The organism is Psychrobacillus sp. NPDC093180, assembly GCF_044754065.1.
Taxonomy (GTDB): Bacteria; Bacillota; Bacilli; order Bacillales_A; family Planococcaceae; genus Psychrobacillus.
In genome coordinates this window covers 388208-405967 of sequence record NZ_JBIVOJ010000002.1, presented here as the reverse complement: position 1 = coordinate 405967, position 17760 = coordinate 388208, and the positions used below count along the sequence as shown (strand labels likewise).

General features: G+C 39.4%; 15 protein-coding genes. All 15 read right to left on the bottom strand.

The genetic code is table 11. The features are described 5' to 3' along the window. Positions 1–135: 135 nt before the first annotated feature. Positions 136–693, bottom strand: coding sequence for a ribosome hibernation-promoting factor, HPF/YfiA family (hpf, locus tag ACIP9W_RS04935; protein WP_282246079.1), 558 nt, complete (start codon positions 691–693; stop codon positions 136–138). A 111-nt stretch (positions 694–804) separates the two neighbouring features. Beyond that, positions 805–1185 (bottom strand): PilZ domain-containing protein, encoded by a 381-nt coding sequence (locus tag ACIP9W_RS04930; protein ID WP_400786657.1) that lies wholly within the window; start codon positions 1183–1185, stop codon positions 805–807. Between the two features lie 160 nt (positions 1186–1345). After that, the gene (locus ACIP9W_RS04925; protein ID WP_282246083.1) at positions 1346–1840 is read right to left on the bottom strand and encodes a C40 family peptidase; all 495 of its coding nucleotides are present in this window, start codon (positions 1838–1840) and stop codon (positions 1346–1348) included. A gap of 176 nt (positions 1841–2016) precedes the next feature. Continuing rightward, positions 2017–3705, bottom strand: coding sequence for a methyl-accepting chemotaxis protein (locus ACIP9W_RS04920; RefSeq protein WP_400786655.1), 1689 nt, complete (start codon positions 3703–3705; stop codon positions 2017–2019). Positions 3706–4331: 626 nt separating this feature from the next. After that, entirely contained in the window at positions 4332–5177 is an 846-nt protein-coding gene (locus tag ACIP9W_RS04915; protein WP_400786653.1) for a VOC family protein, read from the bottom strand. A gap of 350 nt (positions 5178–5527) precedes the next feature. Beyond that, entirely contained in the window at positions 5528–6487 is a 960-nt protein-coding gene (locus tag ACIP9W_RS04910) for a threonine/serine dehydratase family protein (protein ID WP_400786651.1), read from the bottom strand. Positions 6488–6693: 206 nt separating this feature from the next. Beyond that, a complete protein-coding gene (leuD, locus tag ACIP9W_RS04905) occupies positions 6694–7269 on the bottom strand; it encodes a 3-isopropylmalate dehydratase small subunit (RefSeq protein ID WP_400786649.1) in 576 nt (191 codons plus the stop codon). A 12-nt stretch (positions 7270–7281) separates the two neighbouring features. Next, positions 7282–8691, bottom strand: coding sequence for a 3-isopropylmalate dehydratase large subunit (leuC, locus tag ACIP9W_RS04900; protein WP_400786647.1), 1410 nt, complete (start codon positions 8689–8691; stop codon positions 7282–7284). A gap of 19 nt (positions 8692–8710) precedes the next feature. Then, positions 8711–9811: a 3-isopropylmalate dehydrogenase gene (gene leuB / locus ACIP9W_RS04895; RefSeq protein ID WP_400786644.1), complete on the bottom strand. Its 1101-nt coding sequence runs from the start codon at positions 9809–9811 to the stop codon at positions 8711–8713. An 18-nt stretch (positions 9812–9829) separates the two neighbouring features. Further along, positions 9830–11374, bottom strand: a complete 1545-nt coding sequence (locus ACIP9W_RS04890; protein ID WP_400786642.1) for a 2-isopropylmalate synthase — start codon at positions 11372–11374, stop codon at positions 9830–9832. Next, complete coding sequence (gene ilvC / locus ACIP9W_RS04885; RefSeq protein WP_400786640.1) at positions 11361–12395, bottom strand: ketol-acid reductoisomerase; 1035 nt, start codon at positions 12393–12395, stop codon at positions 11361–11363. Before ilvC ends, ACIP9W_RS04890 begins: the two co-directional genes overlap by 14 nt. A gap of 74 nt (positions 12396–12469) precedes the next feature. After that, a complete protein-coding gene (ilvN, locus tag ACIP9W_RS04880; protein WP_142537461.1) occupies positions 12470–12982 on the bottom strand; it encodes an acetolactate synthase small subunit in 513 nt (170 codons plus the stop codon). Beyond that, the gene (gene ilvB / locus ACIP9W_RS04875) at positions 12979–14700 is read right to left on the bottom strand and encodes an acetolactate synthase large subunit (protein WP_400786882.1); all 1722 of its coding nucleotides are present in this window, start codon (positions 14698–14700) and stop codon (positions 12979–12981) included. Before ilvB ends, ilvN begins: the two co-directional genes overlap by 4 nt. 393 nt (positions 14701–15093) lie before the next feature. Next, positions 15094–16761 carry a dihydroxy-acid dehydratase gene (gene ilvD / locus ACIP9W_RS04870; protein ID WP_400786638.1) on the bottom strand — a complete coding sequence of 556 codons (1668 nt, stop codon included), beginning with the start codon at positions 16759–16761 and terminating at the stop codon, positions 15094–15096. A gap of 543 nt (positions 16762–17304) precedes the next feature. Then, positions 17305–17736 (bottom strand): hypothetical protein, encoded by a 432-nt coding sequence (locus ACIP9W_RS04865; RefSeq protein WP_400786635.1) that lies wholly within the window; start codon positions 17734–17736, stop codon positions 17305–17307. Between the last annotated feature and the right edge of the window lie 24 nt (positions 17737–17760).

The following is a 17760-nucleotide window of genomic DNA, read 5'->3' as shown; positions in this document are numbered from 1 at the left end:
ATAAAATTGTCACTTACGGCAAGTGATTTGTCGTGTTAATAACTGTCTTTGCTGCGCTTAAGATGGTCCTGTCCGTTTTAGAAAAGTTCCATTAAAAAACTCTCCTCGAAATTCGAGGAGAGTTGCCTGGTAAATTTAGTTTGTTTCGATTAAACCGTATTTGCCGTCTTTACGTTTGTAAACGATGTTTGTGCCATCTGACTCTGCATCCGTAAAGATGAAGAAATTATGGCCAAGCATATTCATTTGTAATACCGCTTCTTCTTGATCCATTGGTTTTAAATCGAACTGCTTTGTGCGAACGATGTTGTATGCTTCTTCATCTGACTGCTCTACTGGCGCGTCAGGTGCATCAACGGTTGAAAAGAAAGTAGCGACACCTTCTCGTTCACGGAATTTACGATTTACTTTTGTTTTATATTTACGTATTTGTCTTTCCAGCTTGTCTACGATAAGATCTACAGCAGCGTACATATCTGAATGGCGCTCTTCTGCTCGTAATGTTAAATTTTTCATAGGAATCGTTACTTCTACTTTCGTTTGCTTGTCATTGTACACCTTTAAATTGACATTGGCTGTTGCTTCGATTTCTTCGTTGAAGTAACGGGCTACTTTCTCAATTTTCCCCTCAACATGATCTCGAATTGCAGGAGTCACCTCAATATTTTCCCCACGAATGTTAAAGTTTAGCATGAAAACTCCTCCTTTAAATTTAACTCTACATATAGGATTCAACATCTACCCCGAAATATCCTTCTTACTTTTAAGATTTTATTTATTTTTTGTCGAATGGTGTAATATTCTTTACTTTCTCATGTCCATCGATTTTCTGCGCACATTTTTTAATTCATTAATAATTAATTGCTCCGTATAAGTATCCTCGGGTAAGTTAATACCATACTCATATCCATTTATCTTCCGATGAGACCAGACAAATTCGCCAACTAAATCGATTGGTGATTCATCTAATGTAACATTAATTTCTACATGGATTTGTTTGTCAATTGCAATAGAGAACTCTGTAAAGATTTTCAAACCATGTGGACTGATGTCGATAATTTCGCAAATACCTTTATTAGATATTTCCTTTTCAGTTAGTCCATTTGCATCTTTTATTAATCGAAAAGTAGCTTTGCACGGTTCAGTAAAGGTATAGCGGAAGGATTCTTTCCTTTTGTATTGCATATTTCTTCTCCCCCTTACTATGGGTCGTTTTTACTCCATTATGACGAACGGAATCACTTTTTTCAAATATTTTTGTGAATGGATTAGTGGAAGATAATACGTCTGGAGAAGAAAAAAACGCTCTACCGTAAATTATACGATAGAACGTTTGTTTATATGTTTATTTGTTTGTGGCTACTGTTACATCCGTCACTCGTTTAGCTCCAACATAGCGTTTGCCCCAATAAGCTGGGTCGTTCAATTTATCAATTTTCACGCCTTTTGAAGTCGATGAATGGATAAACTTACCGTCGCCTATGTATATACCAACATGTGAAACACCCTTACCTGATGTATTAAAGAAAACCAAGTCTCCTGATGTTAAATCAGCCTTGTCCACTTTTGAACCGGTTGCATGCATACCTGATGAACTCCGAGGTAGACTGATTCCTAGTCCTTCGTAAACATATCCTACAAATCCTGAACAATCAAATCCTGCTTTCGTAGTACCACCGCTGCGGTATTTAGTTCCTATTAAGTTTTTAGCTGTTGCTACTAATTCTTTTGAGTCTACTGAACTTGCTGCTTCAGTATTTCCTGCGAATGGTGCTGTAACTAAAAGTATAGATAATACGAATATTGCAATGACTTTTTGCGACATAGATTTGTAATTCATTATGTTCCTCCGGGCAGCTAGAGTTTTCAGAAAATTTTTCTATACCCATCTTATCACGCTTTATAACCTCTTTATTTTACATTTGTGTAACAATTACATTACAAATCTATAAAATACGACTCTACTAAATGAAAAAAAGACCAAAAAGTCCCGAAATGAGACTTTTTAGGCTTTGGTTATATAACGAAACGTGCGGTAGATGCCTCTAGTATAGTTGCTTGTTCGCTAATATCACTGATTAATGCTGATAATGATTCAATAGTTTCTAGATTTGCTACTAGTAATTGCACCGTTTCTTCCATTTGAGTTGTATTAGATTCGATAGATTCCGTTAACTCAAAAATGAGTTTTTCTGACATATTCTTTTCTTGCTCAATTGTCTTAATAGAATCTGTCATATGAACATTTTGGTTTTTGGACTCTCTTATAAACGACACGATTGTATCGAATTTTTCGTGCAATAACTGGAAAGATGTCGCATTATTTTTGGATGTAGAGAGACCTTCTGCAAAGACGATCTCCATTTCATGTCCCTGTTGTGAAATAGATGTAGAAATGCTGTTAATCGTATTTGCAGTAACAGACACTTCATCCGCCAATTTTTTTACCTCTTCCGCAACTACGGCAAATCCTTTTCCATGAATACCAGATCTTGCGGCTTCGATTCCTGCATTTAAGGCAAGAAGGTTTGTTTGTTTGGAAATAGATTGGACGATAGAGGTCATTCTGGCTATTTCTTCTGTGCGCTCTTGTAACAATTTTCTCTCTTTATCTGCTGCTTTGAATAAAGAGCGCAAATGTGCCGCTTCAGCTGCTGCTTTTTTCATCGTACCTGCACTTGCATCTGCGACTTCCACCGCGAAAGAGGCATGATTATTTAAAGCAACTGCTTTTTCTGATACATTCTCAAAAGTCCGTGAAAACTCCTCTAAAAATGCTCGAATTCCAATCGATGCTTCTTTTTGCTCTAGCATACTTACGCTAGCTTCATTTATAGCCATTTGTACTGTATTAGAACTTGCCACGGTTTCCGCAGAGTATGCCTTTAATGTCGTACTATCTATACTTAGCTTCTCTGCTGTTAGTTTTATCATTTGAACCATTTCAGTTAAATTGTTTTTCATTTCATTCATCGCGATTGATACTTCGCCAATTTCGTCTTTTGTCGAAATATGTATTGGCTTTGCAAGTAGATTTCCTTTAGAAATCTCTTTTGCCGATGAGGCCACATTCGTCAGTTGATTTCTTATTTGACGATTCGTCAGTAACAATAAAATAATCGAGAATAAACCAGCTATTAAGAAAGAAGCAACGACTATGACGATGGTATTTTGCTGGCTTGCATTCATTTCGTCTATGATCAATTGTCGATTATTCGATTCTTGCTCTCTTGTAGCATCAAGCATTTCTATCAACACATTATACTTTTCATTTATCGATTGCAGCTGACGGCGTTTTGCGACATTTTCTTTGTTGACAACGGAGCTTTTTAAATTATTTTCATAAGTTGTTTGAATCTCGTTTAATGTTTGCTCGAAACTATTCCAATCTATATGCGCCATCCGCGAACTCACAGTCGGTACTAGCTGTGCCAGATTTGTTTTCTTCGCTTCATAATCTTTGTCGAATTCCTCTAACGGATCACCGGCAAAAAGCGAAATTGCTATGTATAAACTAGCTACCTCTGCACGCATAATATCTGCATTCTCGACATTTTCTGAGGATATCTCTAATTTATCGGACAGGTTTTGATTGTGAATCACTTGAATAATTAATAATACCGTCATCACACCAAATAAGATAAAAGAACTAAAAATTGCAATTAAATACTTCGTTCGAAGTGGTATACTAGACCATTTTTTCATAGGTATTGAGACCTCCCAAAAGGAAATATAGCATATTTCATCGTAAAATAGAGAGCGTTTCTATAAACTTAACACAAGCTTTACAATGGTGAGATTTAGCCAATCACTGAGAAAATAAAAATAGTAAAATATAGGACCGATTTTCGACACAGGAATCGCTAAAATCGACCGGTATCACTATTCTTGTCCAGATTACAGGCATTCTACTTTCTAGTAGGTTTGGACAAGGATTGCAAAAGTGTATTAAAGAAAATTTATTGTGCTATATCCCCTCAGTTCGTTCAGCACTTTTTACATAAAAAAACAAAGTTTCGAACGAATCGCCAATATTTCCTTTCCTTCAACAAAACGGTCTTGTTTTGTCGAATTCAAACAGCTTGCCAGACAAAAATCGACTAAGTAGCTGTCCAAAAGAAAAATTTGTCGATAGACAAAAATAGAGTAAAAGGGGTGGATACTGAAAGCAGAATGAATTTGAGAAAAGTGAAGTCAATATGTATAGGCTTGGTCAAATATTTAGGTGTGATAGAGGGAGAAGATTGAAGCGCTTGGGTGGGAGTGTTTATCTTGTTATTACTCAAATGAAAAAGAGTGTCTCAAGATTTCGAGACACTCTTTTTTACCATTTATTTAACGATTAATTTGATTTTATTTTGTGATGGGTCTTTTGCGATATATATTCCGTTTTCCTCTGTTACAGGTGCATCAATTGATTTCAAGTTTTCGATTGCAGTATTTAATACTTCATTGCTTGGATAAACTAGAGTAAAAGCTTCAAGTCCAACAATATTTTCCGCTGCAGCCGGTGCTCCTACCCCAGCCCATGTGTTCATACCGATATGGTGATGATATTTCCCTGTTGCCATGAATAATGCACCTGGATATGGAGTAACAACTTCAAGTCCTAATGCATTATAAAATTTTTCAGCAGTTTGTAAATCTGCAACATGTAAATGGATATGCCCCATTACAGTGCCTGCTGGTAGACCTTCCCATTTGGTACTTGCACCTTCTGCTAAAATACTTTGTGCATCGATTTGAAGGGTATCCATTGCAACATGTTCCCCATTCCATTTCCAATCAGTATCTGGACGGTCGCTATAAATTTCGATGCCGTTACCATCTGGGTCATTTAAATAAAGCGCCTCACTTACTAAGTGATCTCCCGCTCCAACACGGATATTGATCTCGATAAAATGTTTTAAAACCGCACCTAAGTCTGCACGAGTAGGAAGTAATAAAGCGAAATGATATAGACCAGTCGTTTTTTGAGTTTTTGGTTCGAAGTCTGTTCGTTGTTCAAGGGAAAGTAACGCTGTTTTCCCATCTGCTGTTAAAAGTGCTTTGTTGTCTTGTTTTTCTAGTACTTTGAATCCTACTACTTCTTGATAAAACGTAAGTGATTCTTCTAAGTTCATTACTTTTAATTCAACTAATTCTACGAATGTGTATGGTTTATTATGATATTTCATTTAATATTCCCCTCTTTTTAAGTTACTTTTCGTAAGTAATTATATTTTAGTTACTAATGAAAGTCAAGTTAGTATGCTTTTATTTTGAAATGAAATTAGTTAATGGAGGTAGAGGTTGTGGAAATCGCAAGGTTAGCTCTGTAAATCACAAGATGGAATGGTTGAATCGCAAGATACACTCTTCGAAACGCAAGATAGGATGGCCGAATCGCAAGATACCCCCTCCTAATCGCAAGATAGGGTCGCTAAATCGCAAGATACCCCCTCCTAATCGCAAGATGACTATTCATTGCATGCTCAACTCACACAAAAACCACTAGCCCCTTAAAGACTAGTGGTTTTGTTGTAGTTTATTTTGCTAATGGTACTTGGAACGACATTTGCTGACATTCAGCGAGTTTACTAATGTCGAAGTTTCCTCCGCTTACGATGATTCCTACGTTTCGTGATGCGGATGGCATGTGGTGGTTCAACACTGCCGATACTGCTGCGGCGGCTGCACCTTCAATAAGTAATTTTTCTCGTTCGAGCATGAAAAGGATTGCGGATGCAATTTCTCCTTCGGATACAGTGATCATGTCATCTACGAGGGAATGAATAATTTGGGTTGTCAGCTTTCCTGGTACTTTCACGTTAATCCCTTCTGCAATCGTTTTGCCTTGGAACGGGATGAGTCCTCCATTTTTGCCTTTATATGCAGTGACCATGGCAGAGGAATTGGCCGATTGGATGCCGATAACTCGTATATCAGGACGAGTCGATTTCACTGCAAGTAATGTACCAGCAAGAAGTCCTCCTCCACCGGCTGGAACAACAATCGTATCAATTTCTGGACGTTGTTGCAGCATTTCCATCGCTACTGTTGCTTGGCCTTCAATAACGGCTAAATCGTCGAATGGATGGATGAATGTCGCCCCGGTTCGAAGCTGTTCTTCTCTTGCAGCAACATAGGCTTCGTCGAAATTTTGTCCGACTAGCTTTACTGTTGCGCCGTAGCCTTTTGTTGCATTCACTTTCGTTTCGGGCGTTCCGATTGGCATGAAGATCGTGACTGGCACATTGCGTGCTTTTCCAGCATACGCAACTCCTTGAGCGTGATTCCCTGCGGAAGCGGCGATTAATCCTTTCTCGCATTCTGCTTCCGTCAGCTGAGATACTTTATTCATTGCACCTCTTATTTTAAATGAACCCGTTTTTTGCAAGTTCTCTAATTTCAAGAAAACATTTTTTCCTATGCATTCATTAAATGTAGTCGACATTTTACACGGCGTCCGATGAACGAACTCCGATACTTTTACAGATGCTTCCAATAAACCTACAGTGTCGTATGAATTCCCAACAAAACCATCTCCTAATTTGCTAATTTTTTCATTGTCTAGACTTCAGCCGACGTCAGCTCGAGGTCAAATGTCAATTTTCTTCGGTGGCTGAGGAACTGCCTCAGTGAAAATCGTCACTTGCTTGCTCCTGCGCGAAGCTCGTCGCAGAAGAACTCTATCGCTGACAAGCGGTCGCCTTACGCTTTTCTTAATTCAAAAGCTTTAATATGATCTTCATATTGGAAGGTCAATGAAATTTCATCCCATCCATTTATAAGCATTTTCTTTTGATATGGATCGATGTCAAATGAATAAACGACACCGTCCTCTCCTGTAACCGTTTGTGCTTCTAGATTCACTTCTACGTTATATTCTTCCTTACTTAAAATCGCTTCTACTTCGTCGACAGACAATTTAATAGGAAGAATTCCATTTTTCATGCAGTTATTATAAAAAATATCTGCGAAACTTGGTGCAATCACTACGCGGAATCCATAGTCCAGAATTGCCCACGGAGCGTGCTCTCGGGAAGATCCACATCCGAAGTTCTCATGCGCTACTAATATAGTAGAATCCTTATAACGCTCATCATTTAATACAAAGTTGCTATTTGGATTTCCTTCTGCATCAAAGCGCCAGTGGTAAAATAAGTACTTGCCAAAACCGGTGCGCTCAATTCTTTTTAGAAATTCCTTGGAAATAATTTGATCGGTATCGACGTTTTTTTGATATAAAGGGGTAATGACACTTTTTACTTCATTAATAGGCTCCATCGTTTTTCCTCCTTACGCGTTTACTAGTTGAAATTTGCGAATGTCTACAATATGTCCTTCGATGGCTGCTGCCGCTGCCATTGCTGGGCTCATCAAATGTGTTTTAGATCCAGCACCTTGGCGACCTTCGAAGTTACGGTTGGATGTAGAAGCACAATGTTCGCCAGCTGGTACAACGTCGTCATTCATCGCTAGACACATACTGCAACCAGATTCGCGCCATTCAAATCCTGCATCAAGGAAGATTTTATCGATGCCTTCTTGTTCTGCTTGTTTTTTCACCGTTTGTGATCCTGGAACCACAATTGCTTTTACTGTTGGATGTACTTTGCGCCCTTCGATTACGCTTGCTGCTGTACGCAAATCGCTTAGACGAGCATTCGTGCATGAACCGATAAATACATTTGAAATTGCAATATCGGTTAATGGCATTCCTTCTTGAAGCCCCATATAAGCAAGTGCTTTTTCATGTGCTGATCGGTCGCTTGCTTCTGTGAAATCAGTTGTAAGTGGGATATTGTTTGAAACGCCTGAACCCATGGATGGATTTGTACCCCAAGTAACAAAAGGTTCGATTTCGTCTGCAGAAATTTCGATTGTTTTATCGTAAACTGCTCCCTCGTCAGATGCTAATGCTAACCAGCGAGCTGCTTCTTTTTCAAAAGCTTCCCCAGTCGGCACATGTTCGCGTCCTCTTAGGAATTCAACTGTAGTTGCATCCGGGCTGATCAAACCAGCACGCGCTCCCGCTTCAATGGACATATTACAAATTGTCATACGTTCCTCCATCGATAGCTTACGAATAGCTTCACCAGTGTATTCGACGATATAACCAGTTCCCATATCGATACCAAACTTTGCAATAATCGCTAGAATGATATCTTTTGCTGCTACTCCAAAACCAAGTTCTCCAGTTACTTTGATTTCCATCGTTTTCGGTCTTGCTTGCCAAAGTGTTTGCGTTGAAAGTACATGCTCTACCTCACTTGTACCGATACCAAAAGCGATTGCACCGAATGCACCATGTGTAGATGTGTGGCTATCTCCACAAACGATTGTTTTACCTGGCTGTGTTAAACCTAATTCTGGTCCGATAATATGGACAATTCCTTGATCTGGATGGTCCATATTTGCTAGTGGAATCCCAAATTCTTCACAGTTTTCCTGCAGTGTATTTATTTGCTTGCGTGCAATTTCATCTTTAATCTGTTCTCTATTACGGGTCGGTACGTTATGATCCATCGTAGCATAGCAAAGATCCGGACGACGAACTTTGCGATTGTTTAGTCGTAACCCTTCAAAAGCTTGCGGAGATGTCACTTCATGGAGTAAGTGTAAATCGATATAGAGAAGGTCTGGTTTACCTTCTTCCTCATATACTACATGTTCATCCCATATTTTCTCAATTATCGTTTTTGCCATTTGGTCCCTCTCCTTTTGGTTAGACATACGTAAACATAATGCTATCGGATACAAATTCTGAGTCTAATTCTTCTAATACTTTTGCTGTCCATTCTGTTGTTGACAGAACGCGTTTGCCTTCTACTTGTAAATCGCTTGTGAAATTGCCGTCATTCAGTACATTAAATACTGCTTCTTCAATTGCTGCTGCTTCTGTTTCCATTTGGAATGCTTCGCGAAGCATCATTGCTGCAGAAAGAATAGTTGCTGCTGGGTTTGCTTTGTTTTGCCCTGCAATATCAGGAGCAGAACCATGAGCTGGCTCGTATAATCCAAAGCCATCTCCTCTTGTACTTGCAGATGCTAGCATCCCTAAAGAGCCCGTAATAACAGATGCCTCGTCACTTAAAATATCTCCAAACATATTTTCCGTTACAATTACATCAAATGCATCCGGTTTTGTGATCAATTTCATTGCAGTCGAGTCAACAAGCATATGTTCCACTTCTACATCTGGATATCCTTGTTTTTTCTCTTCTACAATTTCACGCCATAGCTTACTAGAATCCAGTACATTTGCTTTGTCAACTGAAGCAAGTTTACCTCTACGACTACGAGCAAGTTGGAATGCTGTATCGACAATACGCTCGATTTCTTCGCGTGTATAAACGAGAGAATCTATTGCGTAATCTTTTGTTTTCTTACGTGGTTCTGCGAAATATAAGCCGCCAGTTAATTCACGAACGATGACTAAATCTACTGATTCTGCAATTTCCTTTTTAAGGGGTGAAGCTTCGAGTAATGCAGGAATCGCTTTTACTGGACGAATATTTGCGTACAATCCGAAATGTTTGCGAATTGCTAGTAATCCTTTTTCCGGGCGTAAATGAGATGGATTTTGATCCCATTTCGGCCCACCAACTGCACCTAAGAGAATGGCATCACTTTCGCTACATAAGTTAATTGTTTCTTCAGGAAGTGGATTTTCACAAGCATCAATTGCAGCTCCACCAATCAGAGCGTATTGAAAGTTAAACGTATGATTATATCGTTTTTCAATTGCTTGAAGCACTTGAACAGTTGCTCCTGTTACTTCTGGACCAATTCCATCACCTGGTAATACTGTTATCGTTTTCTCCATCTCATTCACTCCCGTTTATTATTGAACTACTGGCACTCTTTCCTGATAATGTGCTTTTATTAATTGTCTATTGATGGCATTCAAATACGCTTTTGCGGAAGCTTCTAATACGTCTTGTGAAGCATTGCGTCCAACTGAAACGACGTCGTTAAAAGTTAAGTTAATGACTGCTTCGCCAAGTGCATCTCGCCCTTTAGATACAGAGGACACTCGATAATCGATAATATGAACTTTTCCATTCACAAGCTTTTCTAGCGTATTGAAAATTGCTTCTACTGAACCAGCGCCTGTAGACGATACAACCTCCACTTGACCAGACGGTGTTTTCGCTTGAACTGTAGCTGTAGGAATATTAGATGTTCCGTACTGTACTTGCACGCTTTCTAGCTCATACACTTCGACCTCCGAAGTTTTCACTTGTTGATCGGTCAATAAAACAAATAAATCATCTTCCGTAATTTCTTTCTTACGGTCTGCTAATTTCTTGAATGCGGCAAATGCTGCATTTAGTTTTTCATCACTTAAATGGAAGCCCATTTCTACTGCGCGACTAGAAAATGCATGACGACCTGAATGTTTTCCAAGTACAAGCTCGGTAGTTGCATCTCCGATTAATTCTGGTGTAATAATTTCATACGTTTCTGGGTTTTTCAGCATGCCGTCTTGGTGAATACCAGATTCATGTGCGAAAGCATTTTTCCCTACTATCGCTTTGTTTGGTTGAATCGCTACACCTGTTAGCTTACTTACAAGCTGACTTGTACGCTTTGTTTCTTTTAATACGATGCCGGATTCTGTTTGGTAGTAGTCTTTGCGAATATGTAGTGCAACTGCAATTTCTTCTAGCGCTACGTTTCCAGCTCGTTCACCAATTCCGTTGATCGTACCTTCTACTTGTGTTGCACCATTTTCAATCGCTGCAAGTGTATTTGCTGTTGCTAAACCTAAATCATCGTGGCAGTGAGCGGAAAGCTTCACTTTTTCAATGCCAGTAACATTTTCAGATAAGTATTTAAATAAAGCGCCATATTCAATAGGTGTTGCATACCCTACTGTATCTGGAATATTAATCGTTGTAGCTCCTGCTTTAATCACTTCGTTAATAATGCGGACAAGAAACTCTTTATCCGAGCGAGTCGCATCTTCTGCAGACCATTGTACAAGTGGAAAATATTTTCTTGCCAGTTTCACGGATTCCACTGCAAGTTCAATTACTTGTTCCGGTGTTTTATTCAACTTTGTTTGCATATGAATTGGGGATGTTGCGATAAATGTGTGAAGATGTGGTTGCACTCCACCTTTCAATGCTCCCCAAGCTGCTTCAATATCACCTTTAATCGTTCGAGCAAGACCCGTCACAACTGAGTTTTTCACCGTATCGGCAATTAGTTTAACCGCTTCAAAGTCCCCAGGGGATGAAGCAGGAAAACCTGCTTCAATAATGGAAACTCCGTACTTTTCAAGCTGACGAGCGATTTCTAATTTTTCTTGCGTGTTAAGATTGATCCCTGCGGATTGTTCCCCATCACGAAGCGTTGTATCAAAAATGTCAATTTTGCGCACTCGTCACCACTTCTTTCTTCACTTGTTTTTTCCCTTCATTGATGAATGGCATCATTTCACGAAGTTTTGCACCTACAACTTCAATTTGGTGTTCGGATTCAGCTTTTTTGATCGCGTTATATTTTGGACGATCTGTTTCGTTTTCTTCGATCCATTCTTTTGCAAACTTACCGCTTTGGATATCTGTTAATACATCTTTCATACGATCTTTTACAGAAGCATCAATGATACGTGGTCCTGATACGAAATCTCCCCACTCAGCTGTATCCGAGATAGAAGAACGCATTGTAGCCATTCCACCTTCGTACATTAAGTCAACGATCAGTTTTAGTTCGTGTAATGTTTCAAAGTATGCAAGCTCTGGTTGGTATCCTGCTTCTACAAGTGTTTCAAAACCAGCTTTTACAATTGCCGTTGTACTACCGCAAAGTACCGCTTGTTCTCCGAATAGATCTGTTTCTGTTTCTTCTTTAAATGTTGTTTCAAGAACTCCAGCACGAGCTGCTCCAATTCCTTTTGCATAAGCTAAAGCTGTTTCTTTTGCGTTACCAGTAGCATCTTGATATACAGCGAATAATCCTGGTACCCCTGCTCCTGCTTCAAACGTTCTACGTACTAAGTGACCTGGTCCTTTTGGTGCAACTAGGAATACGTCCACATCAGCTGGAGGTACGATTTGATCGAAGTGTACGTTAAATCCGTGAGCGAATACTAATGATTTACCTGCAGTTAATGCTGGTGCGATTTCTGCTTCGTATACCGCTTTTTGTCTTTCATCTGGTAATAAAATCATGATAACGTCTGCTTTTTCAGCCGCTTCTTTAACAGAATATACTTCTAATCCATCTTCTTTTGCTTGATCGAAAGATTTCCCTGCACGAATACCAACTACTACGTTAAAGCCTGAATCCTTTAAGTTCTGTGCGTGTGCGTGACCTTGTGATCCGTACCCGATGATTGCGATTGTTTTGTCCTGTAAAAGTCCTTCGTTGATATCTCCGTTATAATACATTTTAGCCATTGTTATTTCCTCCTCAGGATTGTTTTTTTATTTATATTAGAGTGTTTAACTTTGTTACTGGATTTTAGTGTTGCTTACAAAATAGATAATTGCGGCGTATGGACTTTTTGAGTTTCCCTTACAAATGCCGTAACACCTGTTCTTGTTAAATCTTTAATGCCGTATGGTTTGAGCAAATCGATAAATGCATCAATTTTTTCCGGATTACCTGTCACTTGGTATGTCACTACGTTTTTGCCAGTGTCGATTGTTGCAGCTCGGAAAGGTTCTACAATACTATTAATCTCTGCTCTTACGGTTGGTGGTGCGACTACTTTCACAAGTGCGAGTTCCCTTACGACAATCGATTTTTCTGTAATATCGTTTACTTTCAGTACATCTACTTGTTTTTGTAGTTGTTTTAAAAGTTGCTCCAGTTTTTGTTCGTCTTCTACATTTACGACAAACGTCATTTTGGAGATTTGCGGCTGTTCTGTATGGCCTACTGTGATGCTTTCGATATTGAACTGACGTTTCATGAGAAGGCCAGTTACGCGGTTTAAAACGCCGCTTTGGTTAATCACGGTTACTGTAATGATGCGTTTCATTCTGGCTTCACTCCAATCATTTCGTGTAGTGCCGTACCTGGTACAACCATTGGGTATACTTTTTCTTTTTGAACTACTCGGCAATCGATTAATACTGGTTCATCTGATTCTAGCGCTTCTTTTAATTGAACCTTGGCATCTTCATACGATTCGATTTTGTATCCTTTTAAATCGTAAGCTGCTGCTAGTTTCACAAAGTCTGGTTGAACAGGGATTAAGGAATGCGAGTAACGCTCACCATGGAATGTTTCTTGCCACTGGCGAACCATTCCAAGTGCTTGGTTGTTCAAAATAACTATTTTTACGGGAATACGCATCTCTTGAAGTAGCGACAATTCCTGCAGCGTCATTTGGAATCCTGCATCTCCAACGATGGAAACCACTTTTGCTTCTGGCTTTGCAAGCTGTGCCCCAATTGCTGCTGGGAAACCAAAGCCCATAGTGCCTAGCCCACCAGACGTTACCCAATTATGCGGCTGATTAAATTTATAGTATTGTGCTGCCCACATTTGGTGCTGTCCTACGTCAGTTGTAACAACTGCATCTCCGTTTGTATATTCGTGAATGAGCTCTACGACTTGCTGTGGAAGCAGACCTTTTTCTTCGTTTGCTTCATAAAATAATGGATATTCTTCTTGATTGATTTGTAAGCTTTCTAACCATGCTGCCGTATTGCCATTGGGAGCATTTTGTTCTAGAAGCGCTAGTAATGCTTCTTTTGCATCTGCGACAATCGGAATTTCGGTTGGTACATTTTTTCCGATTTCTGCAGGATCTATATCGATATGAATCACTTTTGCATTAGGTGCAAAGTGAGCTAAGTTTCCGGTTAAACGATCATCAAATCTTGCTCCAACGTTAATAAGTAAATCACAGGTTTGAATCGCCATATTTGCTGTGTATGTGCCGTGCATTCCCGCCATCCCGATAAATAGTGGATGATTTCCTTCAATCGTTCCTAAACCGAGTAAAGTGTTCGTTACAGGAATTTGATATTTCTCAGCTAGCTTTACCAATTGATCGGATGCTTTGGCGAATAATACCCCCGCACCAGCTAAGATTAGCGGTTGTTTTGCCGTTGAAATAGCATTTGCCGCTTTTTGAATTTGTAAAAAGTTCGGTGTTGTCGTCGGTTGATATCCTGGAAGATTTACTTCCCCTGTTGTTTCATCAGTTGGGCTAAAAATCCCTGTTGCCATGTTTTTCGGAATATCTACGACGACTGGTCCTGGACGACCTGTGGAAGCAATATGAAAAGCTTCGTTTACTATTCTTGGTAAATCCGCTACATCTTTTACTTGGTAATTATGTTTTGTAATTGGTTGTGTAATACTGATGATGTCTGCCTCTTGGAAAGCATCTGTTCCAATAACCGTTGTTGCAACTTGCCCTGTAAAAACAACGAGTGGAATCGAATCCATCATTGCATCCGCAATCCCTGTGACAACATTTGTTGCTCCCGGGCCACTTGTTGCAATGACTACTCCTACTTTTCCAGAAACTCGTGCATATCCTTCCGCTGCATGGATTGCTCCTTGCTCATGACGCGCTAAAATATGTCTGATCGGGTTTTTGTGTAGCGCATCATAAATCGGTAATACGGCTCCACCTGGATAACCAAAAACTACTTCAACTTGGTGCTTTTTTAACGTTTCAATTAAAACATCTGCACCATCCAATTGCTTCGGAGCTGCCGAGGCTTCGGGCTCTTCATACATTTGTTCTGTTTCTTCAACAGTCATCTTCATCATAATTTCCTCCTTTTGATCAAATCGTCCAGTGTCACATTTATAAAAAAGAAAAGAATTTCACCCCACACAAAAAAACTATCGTTCTTTTGTATAGGGATGAAATTCTTTTCATGGTACCACCCTAGTTCGCAGCGCAACCGCTACCTCGCAGACAACCGACCAAAACAGCCGACCGTCCATTTTTAACGAGAGTAGTCAGTTCTACTACACCCGGAAGTATCTAATAGGTTTCCCATTCAACACTTCACTCCGAGGGGATGTCGCTAAAGGTTGTATTGCCGGCTCCCAGCGCTACCGGCTCTCTGTAAATACAAGGTTCCCTTAACTTTTGCCTCATCATAGATTTCTATTATTATCTTCTTAGATTTTCATAACTCCGCCTGTACTAGCAGATGTTACGAGCTTCGAATATCTTGCTAAATAACCTTTTTTAATCTTCGGTTCGAATGGTTGAAGTTTAGCTCTTCTGCTTGCTAATTCTTCTTCACTAACCTGCAACTCTATTGTTCTATTAGTCAAATCAATTACGATAATATCGTCATCTTCGACTAACGCGATTGGTCCACCATCAGCTGCTTCTGGAGAAATATGTCCAATGGAGATTCCTCTTGATGCACCTGAAAATCTACCGTCTGTAATGAGTGCCACTTTCGTTCCTAATCCGCGACCTTGAATCGCTGAAGTTGGAGCGAGCATTTCTGGCATTCCTGGTCCGCCTCTTGGGCCTTCGTAGCGAATAACTACTACATGGCCTTCTTTAACCGTACCGTTATCAATTGCTTCTTGAGAAGCTTCCTGTGAATCAAAGACAATTGCTTTTCCAGTAAACTCTTTTATAGAAGGATCCACTGCGCCGACTTTAATAACTCCGCCTTCTGGTGCAATATTTCCGAATAAGACGGATAAGCCACCTACAGGACTATATGGATTTTCTTTTCGACGTATGACTTGATCATTAGTAATCTCAGAATCTTTTACATTTTCATAGAGTGATTTACCTGTAATCGTCATACGATCCGGATGAACCGCTCCTGGAATTTCGCAAAGTTCTTTTATAATGGCACTAACTCCTCCTGCAAGATGAACATCGTGCATCGAGTAATCAGAAGCTGGCATAATTTTCGATAAATAAGGAACACGCTTCGCTACTTCATTGATCTCTTTCACGTCGTATTCGATTTCTGCTTCATGAGCGATAGCTAATGTATGTAGTACTGTATTTGTAGAACCACCCATCGCCATGTCTAGTGCGAATGCATCGTCTATTGTTTCTTTCGTAACTAAATCACGCGGTTTAATATCTTCTTTTACCATTCTTACAAGATGTTGTGCTGCTTCTTTAATAAGGCGATGACGTTCGTCGGATGTAGCAACAATCGTTCCATTACCCGGTGGTGTCAACCCTAGCATTTCCATTAAAGAGTTCATCGAGTTCGCTGTGAACATCCCTGAACATGAACCACATGTTGGACATGCATTTTGTTCGATGTCTAGTAGTTGTTCTGCTGTCATTCCACCTGATTTATAAGAACCAACACCTTCAAAAACGGAAGTAAGTGAAAGTTGTTTTCCGTCAGCTGAAGTACCAGCTTCCATCGGACCACCTGATACAAAAACAGATGGGACATTGGTTCTTACTGCTGCCATTAACATTCCTGGAGTGATCTTGTCACAGTTTGGAATGTAAAACACTCCGTCGAACCAGTGGGCATTAATAACAGTTTCCGCTGAATCTGCAATCAGTTCACGACTCGGAAGTGAATATCTCATCCCGATGTGTCCCATTGCAATCCCATCATCTACACCAATCGTGTTAAACTCAAATGGAATTCCACCAGCTTCACGTATTGCTTCTTTAACGACCTCTGCAAATTTATTCAAATGCATATGGCCTGGAATAATATCAATATAGGAGTTACAAACGCCAATAAAAGGCTTATCTAAATCTTTTGTTTTGACCCCAGTTGCATAAAGTAAACTTCTGTGTGGGGCACGGTCTACACCTTTTTTAATCATGTCACTTCTCAATTAAATCGCTCCTATACTTACCGCTTATATAGCGTTTAGCTTTGCAGCTTTGGACTATTTATAGTCTTCTTTAGTTTGTGAATTTTCTCACAATATTTAATATATTGTAGTTATCATATCGCCTTTAAAATGCCCCGTCAACACCCTTTTTTAAAATAATCTGTTAGTTTGGAATATTCATATTCTATGTAATCGTTTACATTTGCGATATATCGCACTTTACAAGCTTGAAAAATAATTGTGAATTTTTTGTTCAAAATAAAAAACCTCTATACAAATGCGGTGAGAATGGTTCTCAAAGGTAGAATCTGACTGGGTTTTAATGAAATATTGGAGTACAATTTGGAGTCATGCGGGGGTGGAATTATTTTCTATTAAATAACAAAATTAAGCTAAGGGAAACCAATTTATAGATGAAAGCAACTAAACAAATTTCGAAAGCAACTAGTTCTGCATTAAAAGCAACCATTTTTGAACGGAGGGCAACCAACTGTATTAATACGCAAAGAAAAAACCTTCCCGTAGACCCGGGAAGGCAAATATTTACCATAGATTCGGCTTGGCTACCATGAACCAAAGCATTATAAGTAACAATAAAATATAGAGCCACACAGAGCGACGTAATTTTAAAACAAGCGTATTCAAATCAATCTTCTCATCCCGAAACAATCGAATATTTGGCTTAAACGCTCGCGCTAGAAAAACAATCGAACTTACCATTACAACTATCGTCATAATGACCCATGACGTCGACCACGGCCAATTTCCTTGCCACATAAGCAAAATCCCAGATACAACAAGCACATGCCCAGCATGCTTTACAATCCGTATAGCAGCTTGGAACACCTCTAAATGTGAATCTAGCACATCTCTATTTTGGAGTTTCATCCTATTTAATAACGGAAAAAGTACAAAGAACGGACCAATAGATAAAATTGCGCTTAACACATGTGTAAATACTATAAATTTATACATAGAATAATCACCTAAGTATATTAT